We start from the raw sequence: 16,921 nt of genomic DNA, 5'->3' as shown, positions 1-16,921 counted from the left end.
GCCACCCAGCACCGCGCGGACTGATTCTCGCAAATTGGCATCCAGAATGACCGTTTCGGGGCCTGGAGCCGTCGGTCTGCTTCGGATCAGCGGCTGGCCAAAGCCGACGTAGCTTGTCGGAAGCTCCCGAGCAAATGCCGGCTTCCTGATTTCCATGCCCGGAAGCGAACCGTCACAAATCCGCCATCTCAGGCATCACCTTGCAGACGGCCGGTTCGCCTTTTCGACGGCATAGGGTGTATGGAGCACCCGACGCCCCCACCCCTACCTCTGAAAATGCCCCAACCCGTTCTCATTCAGATAGTCCACCGTCATCACCCGCGCGCGAATGCCGCCGGGGGAACCGACGAACTTCACCGATGACAGCGAGCCGGTCGGCGCGTTCTCTCCGCGGGGCGTGAGGGCGTAGGTGTCGCCGTCCCAGTGATCGAGCGTGAACTGCATGGGCTTGGGGCCGAGTTCGAGCATCAGCTTGTCGCCATCGGCCCGCACGGTGGCGGTGTCGAAATAATTGCTCGTATATTGGCCCTCGTAGAAGGATGGACTGCGCGCCTTGGCGGGGTTCGTCGGCTTGTCCTCGCCGGCGAGGTCGCCCACCGGCTTGTAGTAGCCCATGAACCGCGGCTTGATGTAGGGATACCAGTCGCGGGTGACCTGGCCATATTGCACGATGTCCATGAAGCTGGCGGCGACCGCCTCGGCGGCGCCGACGGGGGAGCCGTTGGTGAGCACGACGATGCCGACATCGGCCGAGGGCAAGATCTGGAAGGTGGTGCCGGCGCCGAGCAGGAAGGCGCCGGAATGGCCCATGGTGGTGCGCCCATTGGCGTTCACCCCCACATTGAAGCCATAGCCATAGGAGCTGGCCCGCGTATCGGGCGTCTCGCCGCGGTAGGTCACGCTCTGCGGTGTGATGGCGGGCTGCAGGATCTTCGGGTCGATCATGGGCTGGCCGTTATAGGTGCCGTCGCCAAGCAGCAGGATCATCCACTTGGCAAGATCCTGGGCGCTGGAGGAGACGCCGCCCGCCGGCGCCTGCTGGTCGGGGTCGCGGTCATAGAGCGGCTCGAACACATTCTCCGCCACGCGCGCATGCAGCAGGGCGCGGTTCTTGCCGGCGGCAATGAAGTCCTCGTGCCGATAGCTGCTCGAGCGCATGCCGAGCGGATCGAACAACAGGCTCTTGGCCAGCGGCTCCCAAGGCTGTTTCTCGGCGTGGGCCACTGCCTCGGCGCCGATCGTCGTGCCGAAATTGGCGTAGTGATAGGAGATGCGGAAGGGATCGAGCGGCACCATCCACAGGCTCCCGACGATCTGCTTGCGCTGGAAGCCGAGATCCTCGAGTTCGTCGCCCGCCGCCATCGGCAGGCCCGAGCGATGCGCGAAGAAATCGCCGATGGTGGCGTTGCCCGAGACATAGTCGAGATTGAGGCGGAAGCCGTCCCAGACCTTGCGGACCGGGGTATCCCAGTCGAAGCTGTGGTCCTTCGTCATGGCGATCGCGGCCACCATGGCCGAGATCGACTTCGACACCGAGGCGACCTGGAAAATGGTGGTGCTGCTGACCTTAGAAGTGTCGTCCCGGTTGTCGCGAAGGCCATAGCCCTCGTCAAAGATCATTTTGCCGCCATGCACCACCGCCACGGCGAAGCCGGGAACGTCGGATGCTTCCTTGACTTTCTTGACGATGTCCGGCAGCGCGGCCAACGCCTTCTCGACACCGCCGGGATACAGCTGCATAGCATCCTGCGGCGGCGATGGCCCAAGCTCCGGCAGGCAGGACTGCGCGGCTGCCACGGCGGGCAGCATGATAACGAGGGAAAGTACCAGGAGAGCAGCGACCTTCTTCATTGCATGTCCTCAAACTTGCACCGGCAGATGATCGGACCATACGCGGCAAGATGAAAGATGGTTACAGCTATTTTCTACTGATATGTTTAAGTCCAAAGATCAGACAGAGACGGCGGCTGCGCGCATGTGATTTCGGGACCTGGTGAAGTATCCGCGTTACCCACGCGCCCGGCAATTGGATGGGACTGCGCGGGAGAACGTCAAGTTCCAAGGCCGGGCGGCAAATGGCATCCGATCACGAGTTGTTCGCCAACGGGCTGGCGGCCAACCAGAAAGTCATCGAAGCCAGCTATATGGCCCATCGCGAGGCCCTATGGCCTGCTGCATGGAGTCCGAGGGCCGAGGGGCCGGGACGCTTCGTCTTCACCGATCTTGCCTGCGACACGGGGCCGTTTGCTGTCCGTCCGGTTATTGCCGCGGGACCAGTTAAAGCCGCCGTTCGGCTCACGTGAAGATCCTATGGGGATGGAAGGCGACCAGCGCTCTGCCAGAGTGAAGTCGCCAAACATCACCTGGAGGTCAGCATGCAAGCCAACACCACCAAAGCCCCGGCCGCTATCCGCGTCGATCTTGCCGCAATATTTGTCTCGTTAGAACTGTCTCGTTCAAAATGGCTCGTGACTTCGCTTGCGCCAGGTGCGGGCGAGAGAATATCGAGACACATCGTGCCGGGGGGGCGACATCCCGGGTTTGCTCGATCACGTCGCAGAGCTGCAACGAAAGGCGGAAGTGCGGACAGGGCAGAGCTTCCGGGTCATATCAATCCAGGAAGCTGGTCTGGATGGATTCTGGATACATCGGGTCCTCGAACGCGAAGGCATCGAGAGTTATGTCGTGGACCCGGCATCCATTGCCACATCGCGTCGCCGCCGGCGGGCCAAGACCGACAGGATTGACGGGGAAGCACTGGTTCGAGCGTTGCTGGCCTACAACCGCGGCGAGCCTAGGGTTTGCGCCATGTTGCGAGTGCCAACGCCGGAGGAGGAAGACCGTCGCCGGTTGGTGCGGGAGCGGAAGGCTCTGACGAACGAGCGGATCAGGCACGTCAACAGGATAAAGGGCCTTTTGTTCAGCCAAGGCGTGTCCGGATACGAACCGTTGAAAGGCGATCGACGCAAACGCCTCGACGCGCTCATTACCGGAGATGGACGTCCACTGCCGCCAGCGCTCAAGGCGCAGATCAGCCGCGAACTTGATCGCATCGAGTTGCTGATCCAGCAGATCAAGGATGTTGAAGAGGCCCGCGACGCCATGCTCGTCGCGGCAGATGTACCAACACCGGCCCTGCTGCTCAGCCTCAAGGGAATAGGTCCGGAGTTCGCGGCCGTCCTGTGGTCTGAGGGATTGTCGCGCAAGTTTGACAATCGACGACAGGTTGCCGCCTACGCTGGTTTGGTGCCAACGCCCTGGCAAAGTGGGCAGATTAATTGCGAGCAGGGAGTCTCGAAGTCCGGCAATCCTAGGCTCCGGTCGACGCTTGTCCAGGTTGCGTGGCTCTGGGTGCGCCATCAACCCAATTCCGCACTCAGCCAGTGGTTCAGGGCGCGAGCCATCCAGAATGGTGGCCGGTACAAGAAGACGGCGATCATCGCCCTCGCTCGGAAACTGCTTGTTGCACTGTGGAAATACGTGAACGCCGGAGTCGTTATAGAAGGAGCTCTCCTGACGAAACCATCAGCGTAGACGCCAATCGATCATAACAATCTCTAGGCCGATCAGGCCTGGCAGATCCTCGGTAGACGAACCGACGAAACTCATGGCCTCAACAGCCGCCGCTGAAGAATGGTTTCGTCTCTTGGGTCCGAATCCGCCGCAAGCGGGATCATGGAACAGGTGCATGCGCCCTGACCGAATATAAGGTGGACTGGGTTCGTTCGCGAACCGCGTCACGCAAACGGACCCATCGAATGGATCTGCGGATTGCCCGGAGGTACATGACAATGTCGACGTGACGCCGTTTGTGGTTGACCATCCCCATATAAGAGTTTCGGGCGCCGGCAGGCGTACGAAAGTCCCCGAGGAAGGAACCCGCGGGCCGCAGACGATGGCTATGGGGATTTCGGATTTCGGCAGACGTCGGCGATGGCGTGACCGCCGTCGGGAAGCGCTGGGGTGAATGCGGACAGACCGCTTCGTTGCGCCCCCGCGCGGTGTTGTCGGCTTGGTCGGCAGCTGGACGCGACCTCTTCAGCATCGAGGATCATCATGGACGTGCGTCGATCCGTTGCCGGAGGCTGAGTGCCTGCAGCTGAAGGCTGAACCATTCCATGCCGGGTCATGGCGTGCTGCTCCCGGTCGACCGGGAGCCGTGTGGTGGTCCGCGCGGTTGCCTCCACCGTTCAAACAGCTCGATGACGATCATGCGGCCGCCGCAGCACGGGCACGGCGGGCGGAAGTCGTCCGGTTCGTCGGGGTCGCCGTCGTCGGGCGGCGCGGCAGGGGCAGTCGAGGATCGCCCTCACTGACCCTCCTGGGTAAGTTGGAAGATACTGGCCGTCCGAGCAGGACCAACGTTAGTTAGCTCACAGTACGTGAAAGAAGCAAAAGAACCCGGTTGCGGCGGAAGAAATTCCCCCTGGTGCTTCCATGCGAGGCAGGTTTTGATCGTGTCGAAAGATTTTTGTTCTCGGCGTTCATCGATGCGGCCATCGATAAATACAAGAGAAATTACATGCGCGGTTGCATTTAGAGATTGAGGATCTGCTTTCGCAGCCGTTGGCACTGCCAAGAGAAGAGCCAGAGCGATGATGAGCTTGGTGCGATTCATGTCGTCCTCCGTTTCATCCGGTGCTGCTGGGGTCGCTTGGAGGCGAAGGCCGAATGGGCTAGACTAGGAAGCGCGCCAGGAAGGTGAAATGTCCCGAACGGCCCCTGAAATTGACCTGAAATCTGCTGAAACGATCACGTTCCGCGGTTTCGTCTTCCTGAGCAAAAGCAAAGAACTCCGAACCGTCGAAGGCAAAGCGGTCAATCTTCGCAGCCAGTCCGCCGAGGTGCTCTCGGTGCTCGCGGCGCGACCGGGCGAAATCGTGTCCAAGGATGCTCTGATGCAGGCGGTTTGGCCCGATACCTTCGTGACCGACGACAGCCTCACTCAATGCATTGCCGATATTCGCCGCGCGTTGGGGGACGACGCGCACGTGATGGTGGAAACCGTCCCAAAGAGAGGCTACCGACTGAACGCCGATCTATGGGACGCGGCGGACCCAAACGCCGCAGCCGGCACGGAACGTGCCAGGACCCGATTCTCGCAGCGCGGCTTCATTCTTGCTGCACTCGCTCTCCTTGCGGCAGCGATCGGCGCATACTACGGCGCGGAAGCCTGGCGAGCCGCTCCCGTTCGTTCGAGCGACATGCCCAGGATTGCGATCCTTCCCTTCGACGACATGAGTGCAGGTGCGGACAAGGGATATCTCAGCGATGCCGTTGCCGAGGGGATCATCACCGAGCTGGCGCGGAGCAAGACTTATGCCGTCATCGCCCGGAACTCGAGCTTCAGGTACCGCGGTAAGCCGATCGACGCCAGACAGATTGGAGATGAACTCGGCGTCGACTACCTGCTCGAAGGTAGCCAGCAGAAGATCGGAGACCGGCTGAAAGTGTCCGCCCAGTTGCTGAATGCGCATGACGGATCACATGTCTGGGCCAACTCCTACAACCGGGAGATTGGCGATCTTTTCGTCGTCCAGGAGGAAATCATCCGCACGCTTGCGGATCGGGTCGGAATAAGGATCGAGCGACCGTTGCCACAGAGCGATGCCGCGCAGGTCAGCGCGCTCCGCTATTACCTGATGGGGAGGGCCAAGATCGGAGAGGATATCTCAGCCGAGGGGAACGAGCTGTTAAGGCAGTTCAGCCTCAAGGCGATCGAAGAGGATCCGAACTCCCAGTTCGGCTATATCGGGCTGGCCTGGTACTATCGCAATGACGCGGTATTCGGGTGGCACGCGCAGGAACACAACCGGAACGAGGCGTTGAAACTCGCTGTCAAATACGCCGACAAGGCCATCCTGCTCGCTCCTGATGACGCAGAAGCGCATGAGGTCCGCGCCAGCATCCACACCGAAGCCGGAGAGGTCGAGCAGGCCCTTGCCCAGTACGATCAGGCGATCGCCTTGAACCCGAGCAACTCGCATATCCTCGTCATGAGTACGAACGTGCTGCTGTATGTTGGCCGCGCCGACGAAGCGATCGATCGGATCGAGCAGGCCAAAGGCATCGATCCCTTCCACCCTGACTGGTTTCACTGGCAGATGGGCTGGGCGCTCTGGGAAAAGAACGATTGTGGGGCGGCGCTGGCTGCGATGCGGAAAATGTCCAGGATCCCGAGCGGCGCACAGCGCATGCTTGCGGGGATCCACGCTTGTCTAGGAAACAAGCGAGAGGCAAAGGAAGCGCTTGCGGTTTTCCTCCAGAACACTCCCAGTGAATCCATCAGTAAAGAACGCAGGGAGTGGGACAAGATTTGGACCGCACCCGGAAGCCTCGACCGCTGGATCAAGCAGATGCGGTTCGCGGGGTTGCCGGAGTGACGGCCGACCGTATGCGGCCCAGCAGAAGTCATGGGCTGCAAACGACCCTTGAAGTGGGCCACGAGCGCTGGTGGCGCTCACGCTCAGGGCGCCGATGCGTACCAAACACCTTCATTTCCTCACTTTTATGTTGCGACTTGCCAGGCTGGCCGATGACCAGCCTGATGCGGCCGCGGAGACGATCGCGGTAATGCCCCAGGCCCATCCGCGCTTCACACTCAAAGTCTTTCGTCGCTAGGAACCCTACAGGGAGGCGGAGGTGCTCGATAAGATTGTCACGCTCCTGCGCCGTGCCGGTATTCCGGACTGACCTTGGTCGTCTACTTGCCGCCTTGCCTGAACCAGTGACAGCTGCGTCCGCAATTACTATCCTAGCGACGCATGCCGCTGCGTCCGCTTCGGGAAATCAAAGAACGCGAGCCAGATGACCGACATTAGGCGCAAAGCAGCCATGCCGCCGTCGCGTGTGAGACTCTGCTTCGGGTCACAAGCAGAACAGCAGCCCCCTACGGCTCGTCCCTCTCATCGCGCAAATTAGACACAACGCGGCGGTTCTGCGACCTGCAGGCGGTGTCGGGGCACTCGCGGACGAGCCTGTCCTTGCCGTAGCCCTTGGCCCACATGCGGTTGCGATCTATGCCGCCGGCGGCGAGGTAGTCCATCACCGCATCGGCGCGCTGCTGCGACAGCGCCATTTCACTTGCGCCGGGGTCGTCGGCGAAACCCTGCAGCTTGAGCAGCCAGCGCGGATGCTTTGCTAACCAGGCGATCTGGGTGTCGAGGGTGGCCTTGGCGACAGAATCGAGCGCGGCCGAACCTTGCGTAAAATAGGTGCGGCGGCCGACATTGAGGATAAAATCCTCCTCGCTGCCCGGCTGCACGTTCTGGAAGCCGGCAACCTCGGTGTTGGTGACGTCGGGCGTGGAAGGGGCCAGCGTGTTACTGGTCGAGCAGGATGCGGCCAGCACCAGCAGGCCGGCGGCGAGCAGCCGGCGGGTGTTTTCAATCATGCGGTTCATGAGGCGCCAATCATTCGACAGTGGTGGAAGCGGGCGCCTGGTCGGCGATGTGCGGCAGGACCTGCACCGCGGTGCCGATCGGGCAGCGCTGGTAGAGGTCGATGATGTCTTCCGGGAACATGCGGATGCAGCCGCTGGAAGCGTCGGTGCCGATGCTCCATGGCTCCAGCGTGCCATGCAGGCGGTAGCCGGTGTCGGCGCCGTTGCGGTCCAGATAGAGCGCGCGCGGCCCGAGCGGATTGTTGGACGCGCCGCCTGCGACCATGGGCGGTAGGTCCGGCCTGCGCTTCCGCATTTCGGGGGGCGGGACCCATTGCGGCCACAGCGCGCGGCGGTCGATCGTCGCGCGGCCGTACCATTTGAAGCCGTCCTTGCCGACGCCGACGCCGTAGCGGATGGCGGTCTTGTTTTCCATGATGACATAGAGGAAATGGTGGCGGGTATCGACCACGACGGTGCCGACCGGCTCGCTGCTGAAATACTTGACGATCTGGCGATGCCATCTCTTGTCGATCTTCGCGAAGTTGGTCTTGCGATACACAAAATTGTTGTCGCTGGCGGTACCGGCGAAAAAGGATTTTGCCGCCGCTGCTTGAGCAATGTTGCCGGTTGCACCCACCGCGACCAGCGCCAGGCCGCCGAGCACGACATCCCTGCGTGATAAAACCATCGGCAATATTCCCCCCCATGCCAAAAGCCTGGCGGACCATAGTTGAGAATTACTTCGCCTCAAAGTGGAAAATGCTGCGTTGCTTCAGGCCGCCGTGTCCGGACATTCGGCAATTTGGCGGCGTGTGACCGAATTGTGACAATCTTGCCGAGGACGAACGTCTAGCCTAAACCCCATCCAGGATCTTAACCAAATTGGCGCGATGGTTTCGGACCGGGCGTAGTTGCGACATTTGCCCTATCCGGACGTGTGAGCGATGCTGTGGGCATGATGCATGCTTTTTTTCGTTCGGTTGCTGCGATGATCGTGATGTCCGGCGTGGCAGGTTGCACCAGCATTTCCTACTACGCACAATCCCTGAAGGGTCACCTGGAGATCATGGCGGCGCGGCAGGATGTAGGAAAGCTGATCGAAAATCCTTCGACCCCTGGGACATTGCGCGCTCGAATGGCATCGGCGAGCGCCATCCGACAGTTTGCGATAGATGAACTAGCGCTGCCGGACAACAATAGCTACCGCAGCTATGTTGACGTTGGTCGGGACGCGGTGACATGGGCCATCTTCGCAGCGCCGGAATTCTCGCTGACGCCACGAACATGGTGCTTTCCAGTGTTCGGATGCGTTCCGTACCGAGGATACTTCTCCAAAAGGTCTGCGATTGAAACCGCTGTCGAACTTCAGAGACAGGGCCTGGACGTCTATGTGACGGGCATCACTGCATATTCCACACTCGGCTGGTCAAGTGACCCGCTGCTAAGCACCATGCTCAGCCAAGATGAAGCGGGTCTTGCAGGGCTGGTGTTCCATGAGCTGGCCCACCAGCGCGTCTACGTACAGGACGATTCCGGGTTCAACGAGGCGTTCGCTACCGCTGTCGAAACAACCGGTGTAAGAAAATGGCTGCGCGCGAATGGGGATACTGCCGGTTTGCGCCGTTACGAAGCCGACCGGAGGCGCAGAGCTCAATTTCTTGCGCTGGTGTCGCAGACCCGAGACGAGCTAAGGCACGTCTATGACGACAGCGCTACCTCTGAGCAAAAGCGGGCCGCAAAGATAGCCGCGATCGAACGGCTGCGGATGCGCTACCGAGAGATGCGCGACAGTCGCTGGCATGGATACCGGAGGTACGATGTCTGGTTCGATTCTCCGATCAACAACGCGAAGCTCGCCGCGACTTCCGTCTACGGCGATCGGGTGGCGACGTTTCTCCGCTTGTTCGATTTGTGTTCGGGCGACTATCCACGATTCTTCGCGTCGGTTCGATGGATAGGAGCGTTAGACAAATCTGACCGCGCCGAAGCGCTCAAGGCGGCAGATTCATGCGATTGATCCGGTCAAATCCGCAAGCCAGAAGCGGCGAATCGGTCGCTGATGTACTCGGCAGCCGGAGCAGGTGATTGAATTGACCATTTGTCGGCCGATTTCCTAGGTACTTTGACGTCGGCGGGGCCGGAAGCCGCATGCCGGCCTACAGAAGCCAAAAGCGGACTTGCCTGAACTCCCTGCGGGATCTTGGACCACAATGATTGCCGGCGGGCCGTGGCGCCGCAGCGTGCGCCCCTACGAGGCCGAAAACCTCACGCTCACGCCGCGCTGCCGAAAATAAGCCTGCATTAGCTTGCGGCCCGAACGGTTGTTCTGCGCCAGCCTGGTCGGATCGAACACCGCTTGTTCTATCCCCTCTCGCGCCAGCGCTGCTTTGAGCGCCGCGATATGTGCGTCGATGTCGGCATTGTTCACCCGGAGCGATGCATAGATGCTGTCGGTCGCCTCGGCCACGGTCGGCTCGCTCACGGGTGTACTCCTTTGGCTATTCGGGCGGCGGCTTAGCACAGATCAGCGGCTTCGCCGATACCGATAATACGGCTAGATGGGCGGCAACAGTGTCCCTTGGGGTCGGTTGTGAATCATGGGTTCCGCCTGAGTCGGAGATCGCAAGCCATGTCGACACGAACGAGTCAGGAGGATTGGACGCACACGTTCGAGTATCCGGGCTTGCCTGCCGCGACGCGGGCGGGGGATGGCTCCGCCCGGGCGTGGTCTGAGGAAGTTCACCTCAAATTGCTCTTCGAAAACCGCACGCGATCGGGTTTTGCATTCATTCGCGCCAGCATTTCCTGGGCGACAGGGTCGGCCTGGCGCTAGACTGCGGCCCGGGCTGGATGCTGCCCGATGCGATCAAGTTCGCTCGCGCGGTCGAGAAGTACAATTTGATGTGGCTCGAGGACATGCTGACCGGCGACTATGTGCCGTGGGTCAATCCGCAGGCCTATCGGGAGCTGACCACCGCCACCTCGACGCCAATTCATACCGGCGAGCAGATATACCTGCGGCACAATTTCAAGGAGCTGATCGAAACGCAGGCGGTGCGCGTCATCGGCCCCGATCCGGCCGATATTGGCGNCGCCAATTCATACCGGCGAGCAGATATACCTGCGGCACAATTTCAAGGAGCTGATCGAAACGCAGGCGGTGCGCGTCATCGGCCCCGATCCGGCCGATATTGGCGGCATTGCCGAGCTCAAATGGGTCGCCGAGCACGCCTGTATGCACTCGATCCTGATGGCACCGCACGGCACCGCGAACGGCCTTCTCGGCCTCGGCGCGCTGATCAATGTCTGCGCCACCCTGCCCGCCAACTTCATTGCCTTCGAATACCCGAGCGCCTCCGACCCCTGGTGGGAGGACCTCGTAATCGGCCTGCCGTCGCAGATCGTGAAGNCTTCGAATACCCGAGCGCCTCCGACCCCTGGTGGGAGGACCTCGTAATCGGCCTGCCGTCGCAGATCGTGAAGGACAGCATGGTGGACTTGCTGGAAGCGCCGGGGCTGGGCCTCGATATCGACGCCGAAGCAGCCAGGAAGTATCTCCGGGAAGAGGATGCAGGCTTCTTCGACTGAACCATGCTTGCGCCACCCTGCACCATGCGGACCGCTTCACGCAAATTGGCATCCAGAATGACCGTTTCGGGGCTGGATGCGGACGGTCCGGTTCTCGAACGACCTAGTCAGAAAACTGCCCTTCCGCTGACGACCCGCGACGAGACCTGGCATAAGCAGCGCCTGCCCATGGTCGAGGATCGCATCCGTGGCCGGCTGGGCGAACTTTCCGATCGCCTGGGCAATGCCGACTGGCTCGATGGTGCGTTCAGCGCCGGTGACCTTCTGATGGTGGCGGTGCTGCGCAGGTTGAACGGATCGGGTATACTGGACGAATATCCGAACCTCTCCGCTTATGTAGCCCGCGGCGAAGTGCGGCCAGCCTTCAAGCGTGCTTTCGATGCTTAATTGGCGGTTTTCACGCCGCATCGACCGGCTGATGACATTCTGGTTACTTGACCCTCTAGCTTTGGTTGCGGTCTACTTTCTCTTTATTGGCCAGATACTGGTGGACGAAGGCGATGGCCATGCTGCCCTCGCCGACCGCCGAGGCAACGCGTTTGACCGGGCTCAGGCGTACGTCGCCGCAGGCGAAGATGCCGGGCGCGCTGGTCTCGAGCAGGTAGGGGTCGCGGCCATGCGACCAGAGCCCGGCCTTCTTCACGTCGTCGCCGGTCAGCACATAACCGCGTGCATCGCGCGCTACGTCGGCCGGCAGCCACTCGGTCTCGGCGTTGGCGCCGATGAACACGAACAGCCCGCCGCATTCGTGCCGGCTCACCTCGTTGCCGGTCTTGTCGAGAATGTCGATCGCCGTCAGGTGCGTCTCGCCGTGCACGGCCTGGACTTCGGAGCGAAGCTGGACCTTTACGTTGGATTTCGCCCTGAGCTGCTCGATCAGATAGTGGGACATGCTGTCGGCAAGCGAGGGGCCGCGCACCAGCAGCGTCACGCTGCGCGCATGGCCGGAAAAATGCATCGCCGCCTGGCCGGCCGAATTGCCGGCGCCGATCAGGTAGACATCCTGCCCATGCGTGCTGCTCGCCTCGCTGCGCGCGGCGCCATAATAAACGCCTTTGCCGATCAACCGGTCGAACCCGTCGATGGCAAGACGGCGCCAGGCGACGCCGATTGCCAGGATGAGGCTGCGGGCGCGCACGACATCGGTGCCGTCGAGCACCACCTCGTGCGTCGTCGGGTCAATGCCGGCGACCGAACGGGTGACCAGGATTTCGGCGCCGAGCCGCTTTGCCTGCTGCAGCGCGCGGCTGGCAAGCTCGTCGCCGGAAATGCCGCTTGGAAAGCCGAGATAGTTCTCGATGCGCGAGGATGTTCCCGCCTGCCCGCCGGGCGCCTCGCGTTCGACGACGATGGTGCGCAGCCCCTCGGAGGCGCCATAGACCGCAGCCGCAAGACCGGCCGGTCCGCCGCCGATGATCGCGACGTCGTACTCGGCGCCGCGCGGGCGCGTCTGCAGCCCGAGGCGAATGGCAAGATCGCGCACGGCGGGTGCTTCGATAATCTCCCCGTCCGCCAGCCGGGCAACGGGATCATCGAGAGCCGGCCTGCCGAGGGCAGACCAGAAAGCCTCGGCATCCGACGTGTCGGGCAACAGCCAGGTGAACGAAATCTGGTTGCGGGCCAGAAACCGGCGCAGTTCGCCGCACGCCGTGTCCCAGCGATGGCCGACCAATGTGACGCGCGGCCTCTGCGGCTCGGCAGTGACGCTTTGCAGCCCGCCCATCCGCTCGCGGGCAAGCGCGCTGACCTTTTGGGCCACGTCCTTTGAAACCGCGGCGATGGAATAATACTGCTGAACCTCGATGCGCATGACGCGGGAAGATTCGGCGGCGCGATAGCCACCGGGAAAACCCGAGCCAAGCGCAATCGGCACCTCGCCGAAGATCGTTCCCGGCAGACGCCAACCCAGCGTTCGCTCGATGCCGTCGAAGGTCTTTAGGACTTCGATCTTGCCGGCGAGAACCGCAAACAGCGCGGCCTCTCCACCCTCGTGAATCGCGAACTCTCCGGGGCTGAGGTGAAGATCGGCCGCTGTCCGCGCCAGCCGCTCCAGCTCTGCCGCCGGCAAACCCGAAAACAACGGGATCGCTCCCACTTCATCACTTGTCAGCATGGCCCCTCGCGGGAGCCAGTTAGCGTTGTTTTTTTGTCGTGATCAATAAAAAAGTGAGGCGGAGCCGCGTTTTGGCAGAGAGCGCAACCTCCCCGTTGTGTACCGTTGTTGTGGGGGAGATCGGCAGCCTCGACGCCATGCCACGCATGCTCGTAGCTCGCTCAAGCCGGACGGCACGTGGATGATCGTCGAGCCGTTCGCGCACGATCATCTGGCTGTTAACCCCGTCGGGCGCGCCTATTATGCCGCCTCCGCCTTTGTGTGCACGCCCGCGTCGCTGGCGCAGGATGTCGGGCTCCAGGGCTGGCGCCCAGGCCGGAGAGGCAACGCTGAGGGAGGTCGTCACCAGCGGTGGCTTCACCGCTTCCGCCGCACCGCGGAGACGCCGTCCAACATGGTGCTGGAGGCCCGCCCGTAGTAGGATGGCTGCCGCAGGAAGATTGCTGCTCAAAAAGGGTGCTGCTCCAATCGATCGGAGGAAGCTATGACCGCCTACAATGTAGGCCGCTTTCGCACAAAGCCAAGCATAAAAAGGCCTTCGTCGAAGCGCACAAGACTATCGCGCTCAACGCGACAGGCTTTCGCAAGGGCGCCCTGATCAAGACTGGCGAGCCCACGTTCTGCTTTGTCGGCGAGTGGCAGGACATGGACAGCCTCGCCGCCGCGCGGCCGTCGATGATCGGCATTCTCGACACGTTCCGCGATATGCTCGAAGACCTCGGCGGCGACCTCGGCCTTACCGACCCGGTCTCGGGGACAGTCGTTGCTGAGGTAAGCTGAGGCAGGCTCGAGTTAGCGAAGGCCGGCCGAACTCCCAGGCGATCAACCAAAAAGGCAGAGCAGGTTTTGGCGGATGTAGCCAAGCGACAGAGGTTCGTGCCGGAATTGGTCGGGCGTCTGACGGGCTGTAGCGGCTGAGCCGGAGGCTTGGGTGGCCTCAGCCCGCTGCGTGAGGATTCACCGCGCGCTACGGTTTTTCTCTGCTTCGGATGATCCAAGCGGACAACGGTCCGACGAAGACACTGTCGGCGAGTGCTCGTTCCTCCGCACTCAAAGAACCAGGCATCGTGCACGCAGTGCTGGGTTCGCTCAGCAGCGTCGAGGTAGCGATTGCAAGGAGACTTGCTCTCATTTTGCACACCCGCTCAGACCCCACACGCATTGCGCCGATGTTAGCTCAACCTGATAGGATGACCATGCGCGATTGCGATTGAGGATCAGGTAATGGCCGGAAGCGGTCCGATCGATTGCGGTAAGAACGCGCGAGAATGCAGACATCCAATCCGGGTTCGAAGTCTCGAACTGACCCAACCCAGACGTTCCCGACCGCTGGAATACTGTCTTGAAACCGTGGAAAGAAGCCGGGGGCTTTCACTTGGGCTTGGTCCAGGCACTGCTCTCCGATCACTCCGCCAACGTTCCCTCGGGATAAGAAGCTGGCGTTGGGTGGTCCCACGGGGGCTCTGTCGCCAAGTTGTACGTCACGTGCGCACTTCACAAGCACCTCGGCCATAGCGCCAATGCCAAGCATGCACTAACATTCCAGCTTGCCCCTTTGGGGCTGGCCAGTGATCTGTTCAAAGGGAAATACCCATGACCAATCATTGCTGTGGACCGGGCTATGCTTCTCCAGCCGAGGCGATGACGGCACCTCGCGAAAAGCTGCTCTATACGATTGCCATCTACACCGGCACGGGCATTCAGAAGCCGGACTATCTGTGCACCATTGATGTCGACCCGGAGAGTTCGACCTACAGCCAGGTGATTTCGCGTTTGCAAATGCCGGGTATTGGTGATGAGCTTCATCACTCGGGCTGGAATGCCTGTTCGTCGTGCCACGGCGATGCGAGCATGGAGCGGAAATATCTGATCGTGCCGGGTGTGCGCTCGTCAAATCTGCATATTGTCGATTGCGGTACCGATCCGCGCAGCCCGACACTGTTCAAGGTGATAGACGGCGCTGAAATCAAAGCCAGGACTAACCTGTCGGCGCCACACACGGTGCATTGCCTCGGCTCGGACATCATCGTTTCCATGCTTGGTGACGCCCAGGGCAATGCCCCCGGCGGCTATTTGCAACTCAGCAAGGAGTTCGAGATTGTCGGCCGCTGGGAAAACTCCATGGGCAGGATCAAGTTTGGTTATGATTTCTGGTACCAGCCGCGACACAACGTAATGGTCAGCTCGGAGTGGGCCGCGCCTAACACTTTCATGCCTGGTTTCGACCTGGAGGAGGTGGGCCACCTGAAATATGGCCGAGAGATCCATTTCTGGGATTTTGAAAAGAAGGAGCCAAAGCAAACATTCTATCTCGGTGAAGATGGCTTGATCCCACTGGAAGTGCGATTCCATCATAACCCCGACAGCAGTCACGGCTTTGTTGGCGCGGCCCTTTCTGCAAATATCATCCATTGGTGGAAGGACGCGGCGAGTGACTGGCAATGGGAAAAAATTGTCGATGTCGGCAATGAGCCGCATCCCGAATGGCCGATACCAATACCGGGCGTGATCTCGGTCATTCTGCTCAGCATGGACGATAGATACCTCTATCTGTGCAACTGGTTGCATGGCGACATTCGTCAGTACGACATCTCGGACCCTCACAACGCCAAGCTTACCGGACAAGTGTGGATGGGCGGACTTCTCGGCCGTGCGCCTGAGGTCAATGGCGTGAAAGTGACTGGCGGGCCTCAGATGATACAGCTCAGCCTCGACGGCAAGCGCCTTTATGTGACGACCTCACTCTTCTCGACGTGGGATAATCAGTTCTATCCCGAAATCCGCACCAATGGCGGATGCATGCTGATGGTCAATTGCGATACGGAAAACGGCGGCATGGAAATCGATCCGCTATTCGTTGTTGATTTTGGTAAGGAACCAAATGGACCAAGCCGCTGCCACGAAACCCGTTATCCCGGGGGTGATTGCACGAGTGACATCTGGGTATGACCTGCTTCACCATCATTCTCGCCAATCAAGGCGGTGCGGCCTTTGACGTCGATCCCCGCAAGCCCCTCTTGCAAAGCTTGCGCGAGCAGGGCGTGGATCTGCCGTATGGGTGCAAGTATGGCGGCTGCATAACCTGTGCGGCCAAAATAATCAGCGGCAAAGTCGATCAAAAAGCGCAGCGGGCGCTGAACAACCGCCAGATCAACAATGGCTATATAATCCTCTGCGTCGCCCGCCCTATGAGCGACTGCACGCTGGAGGTCGGCGTTGAGAGCCACGACAAGCTCTATCGCAACCCCTTCCTTGACCCGCTGGCCGCTCATGAATTGAAAGCCGATATTGCGACCCCGTTGGAAGCAAAGAAATGACCCATATGAATCATGATGAGCCCTATTCGGAGGCTTATCTGCAAGACATTCTTAAATCGGTCAAAACCATCGCGATGGTTGGGGCCAGCCCCGATAAAACTAAATTTTCCTATGGGGTACTCAGGGTGCTGCACGAAATCGGCTACGACATGATCCCGGTCAACCCCAGTCCCGGTCTGGATGAGATTCGAGGGCTTAAGGTGTACGCGTCACTAGCGGCCATCGACCGGCCTGTGGATATGGTTGAGGTTTTTCGCCGCTCCGAAGATCTGTTGGAAGTTGCACAGGAGGCCATCGCAATCAATGCCAAGGTTCTGTGGGGTCAGATTGGGGTGCGCGATGACGCTGCCGCCCAGTTGGCGGAGGAAGCGGGCTTGAAAGTGGTGATGAACCGCTGTCCCAAGATTGAGTTGTTCCGCCCCTTCTGGAAGCCAAAGCTGCACTTGGGAATATGACTGCAGGGGCGCAGAATTCGGGGTTGTCGCGGCAACCAACCTGTTCCCTCTGGAGTCTCAGACG

The 16,921-nt window shown here is 60.8% G+C and carries 14 protein-coding genes and 5 pseudogenes; 13 read left to right on the top strand and 6 right to left on the bottom strand.

What is annotated here, in order from left to right; all coding sequences use genetic code 11:
* Positions 1-264: 264 nt before the first annotated feature.
* Entirely contained in the window at positions 265-1,851 is a 1,587-nt protein-coding gene (locus X773_RS66235; RefSeq protein WP_031212501.1) for a serine hydrolase, read from the bottom strand.
* A gap of 224 nt (positions 1,852-2,075) precedes the next feature.
* Here X773_RS66235 and X773_RS66230 point away from each other — a divergent pair, with 224 nt between their 5' ends.
* Together X773_RS66230 and X773_RS66225 are read left to right on the top strand one after the other, a co-directional pair.
* Positions 2,076-2,303 carry a hypothetical protein gene (locus tag X773_RS66230; protein ID WP_023679247.1) on the top strand — a complete coding sequence of 76 codons (228 nt, stop codon included), beginning with the start codon at positions 2,076-2,078 and terminating at the stop codon, positions 2,301-2,303.
* 72 nt (positions 2,304-2,375) lie between these two features.
* Positions 2,376-3,534 (top strand): annotated as a pseudogene (locus X773_RS66225) (IS110 family transposase).
* A 775-nt stretch (positions 3,535-4,309) separates the two neighbouring features.
* On the opposite strand, the gene X773_RS76685 reads toward X773_RS66225, so the two are convergent.
* Positions 4,310-4,618: a hypothetical protein gene (locus X773_RS76685; RefSeq protein ID WP_156937426.1), complete on the bottom strand. Its 309-nt coding sequence runs from the start codon at positions 4,616-4,618 to the stop codon at positions 4,310-4,312.
* Between the two features lie 88 nt (positions 4,619-4,706).
* Between X773_RS76685 and X773_RS66220 the strand changes: the two genes are divergently transcribed.
* A complete protein-coding gene (locus X773_RS66220) occupies positions 4,707-6,383 on the top strand; it encodes a winged helix-turn-helix domain-containing protein (protein ID WP_023679245.1) in 1,677 nt (558 codons plus the stop codon).
* A gap of 70 nt (positions 6,384-6,453) precedes the next feature.
* On the top strand, positions 6,454-6,621 hold the full coding sequence (locus tag X773_RS76680; RefSeq protein ID WP_156937425.1) for a hypothetical protein: 168 nt from the start codon (positions 6,454-6,456) through the stop codon (positions 6,619-6,621).
* A 268-nt stretch (positions 6,622-6,889) separates the two neighbouring features.
* Here the strand turns inward: X773_RS76680 and X773_RS66215 are convergent, their stop codons facing one another.
* Entirely contained in the window at positions 6,890-7,402 is a 513-nt protein-coding gene (locus tag X773_RS66215) for an OmpA family protein (protein WP_023679243.1), read from the bottom strand.
* Between the two features lie 10 nt (positions 7,403-7,412).
* The gene (locus X773_RS66210; protein WP_023679242.1) at positions 7,413-8,072 is read right to left on the bottom strand and encodes a L,D-transpeptidase; all 660 of its coding nucleotides are present in this window, start codon (positions 8,070-8,072) and stop codon (positions 7,413-7,415) included.
* A gap of 267 nt (positions 8,073-8,339) precedes the next feature.
* Here X773_RS66210 and X773_RS66205 point away from each other — a divergent pair, with 267 nt between their 5' ends.
* A complete protein-coding gene (locus X773_RS66205) occupies positions 8,340-9,401 on the top strand; it encodes an aminopeptidase (protein WP_348625946.1) in 1,062 nt (353 codons plus the stop codon).
* A gap of 231 nt (positions 9,402-9,632) precedes the next feature.
* Here X773_RS66205 and X773_RS66200 read toward each other — a convergent pair whose 3' ends face one another.
* A complete protein-coding gene (locus X773_RS66200; RefSeq protein WP_023679240.1) occupies positions 9,633-9,866 on the bottom strand; it encodes a hypothetical protein in 234 nt (77 codons plus the stop codon).
* Between the two features lie 323 nt (positions 9,867-10,189).
* Here X773_RS66200 and X773_RS75110 point away from each other — a divergent pair.
* The 3 pseudogenes from X773_RS75110 to X773_RS0139060 form a co-directional block, all read left to right on the top strand.
* Positions 10,190-10,474 (top strand): annotated as a pseudogene (locus X773_RS75110) (enolase C-terminal domain-like protein); the annotation flags it as partial.
* 4 nt (positions 10,475-10,478) lie between these two features.
* Positions 10,479-10,972, top strand: a pseudogene (locus X773_RS66195) (enolase C-terminal domain-like protein); the annotation flags it as partial.
* A gap of 138 nt (positions 10,973-11,110) precedes the next feature.
* Positions 11,111-11,359: pseudogene (locus tag X773_RS0139060) on the top strand (glutathione S-transferase family protein); the annotation flags it as partial.
* Between the two features lie 55 nt (positions 11,360-11,414).
* Here X773_RS0139060 and X773_RS66190 read toward each other — a convergent pair.
* On the bottom strand, positions 11,415-13,085 hold the full coding sequence (locus X773_RS66190) for an FAD-dependent oxidoreductase (RefSeq protein ID WP_023679237.1): 1,671 nt from the start codon (positions 13,083-13,085) through the stop codon (positions 11,415-11,417).
* 145 nt (positions 13,086-13,230) lie between these two features.
* Between X773_RS66190 and X773_RS66185 the strand changes: the two are divergent.
* The 5 genes and pseudogenes from X773_RS66185 to X773_RS66165 form a co-directional block, all read left to right on the top strand.
* Positions 13,231-13,503 (top strand): annotated as a pseudogene (locus X773_RS66185) (SAM-dependent methyltransferase); the annotation flags it as partial.
* A 38-nt stretch (positions 13,504-13,541) separates the two neighbouring features.
* Positions 13,542-13,865: a DUF718 domain-containing protein gene (locus tag X773_RS66180; protein WP_245274789.1), complete on the top strand. Its 324-nt coding sequence runs from the start codon at positions 13,542-13,544 to the stop codon at positions 13,863-13,865.
* Positions 13,866-14,678: 813 nt separating this feature from the next.
* Positions 14,679-16,034 carry a selenium-binding family protein gene (locus X773_RS66175; RefSeq protein ID WP_023679235.1) on the top strand — a complete coding sequence of 452 codons (1,356 nt, stop codon included), beginning with the start codon at positions 14,679-14,681 and terminating at the stop codon, positions 16,032-16,034.
* Complete coding sequence (locus X773_RS66170; protein ID WP_023679234.1) at positions 16,031-16,402, top strand: 2Fe-2S iron-sulfur cluster-binding protein; 372 nt, start codon at positions 16,031-16,033, stop codon at positions 16,400-16,402. The genes X773_RS66175 and X773_RS66170 overlap by 4 nt, the downstream gene beginning before the upstream one ends.
* Positions 16,403-16,407: 5 nt before the next feature.
* Positions 16,408-16,857: a CoA-binding protein gene (locus X773_RS66165; RefSeq protein ID WP_031212498.1), complete on the top strand. Its 450-nt coding sequence runs from the start codon at positions 16,408-16,410 to the stop codon at positions 16,855-16,857.
* Positions 16,858-16,921 lie beyond the last annotated feature (64 nt).

The sequence above is a fragment of the Mesorhizobium sp. LSJC280B00 genome (assembly GCF_000502835.1).
In the GTDB taxonomy this organism is placed as follows: domain Bacteria; phylum Pseudomonadota; class Alphaproteobacteria; order Rhizobiales; family Rhizobiaceae; genus Mesorhizobium.
The sequence above is the reverse complement of the archived record's forward strand: the minus strand, read 5'-3'. Positions and strand labels throughout refer to the sequence as shown.

What these genes read in the sequence shown, in the direction of transcription:
- X773_RS66235 (WP_031212501.1), bottom strand. Translation starts at nt 1,851, where the DNA reads ATGAAGAAGGTCGCTGCTCTCCTGGTACTTTCCCTCGTTATCATGCTG.
- X773_RS66230 (WP_023679247.1), top strand. Translation starts at nt 2,076, where the DNA reads ATGGCATCCGATCACGAGTTGTTCGCCAACGGGCTGGCGGCCAACCAG.
- X773_RS76685 (WP_156937426.1), bottom strand. Translation starts at nt 4,618, where the DNA reads ATGAATCGCACCAAGCTCATCATCGCTCTGGCTCTTCTCTTGGCAGTG.
- X773_RS66220 (WP_023679245.1), top strand. Translation starts at nt 4,707, where the DNA reads ATGTCCCGAACGGCCCCTGAAATTGACCTGAAATCTGCTGAAACGATC.
- X773_RS66215 (WP_023679243.1), bottom strand. Translation starts at nt 7,402, where the DNA reads ATGAACCGCATGATTGAAAACACCCGCCGGCTGCTCGCCGCCGGCCTG.
- X773_RS66210 (WP_023679242.1), bottom strand. Translation starts at nt 8,072, where the DNA reads ATGGTTTTATCACGCAGGGATGTCGTGCTCGGCGGCCTGGCGCTGGTC.
- X773_RS66205 (WP_348625946.1), top strand. Translation starts at nt 8,340, where the DNA reads ATGATGCATGCTTTTTTTCGTTCGGTTGCTGCGATGATCGTGATGTCC.
- X773_RS66190 (WP_023679237.1), bottom strand. Translation starts at nt 13,085, where the DNA reads ATGCTGACAAGTGATGAAGTGGGAGCGATCCCGTTGTTTTCGGGTTTG.
- X773_RS66175 (WP_023679235.1), top strand. Translation starts at nt 14,679, where the DNA reads ATGACCAATCATTGCTGTGGACCGGGCTATGCTTCTCCAGCCGAGGCG.
- X773_RS66170 (WP_023679234.1), top strand. Translation starts at nt 16,031, where the DNA reads ATGACCTGCTTCACCATCATTCTCGCCAATCAAGGCGGTGCGGCCTTT.
- X773_RS66165 (WP_031212498.1), top strand. Translation starts at nt 16,408, where the DNA reads ATGAATCATGATGAGCCCTATTCGGAGGCTTATCTGCAAGACATTCTT.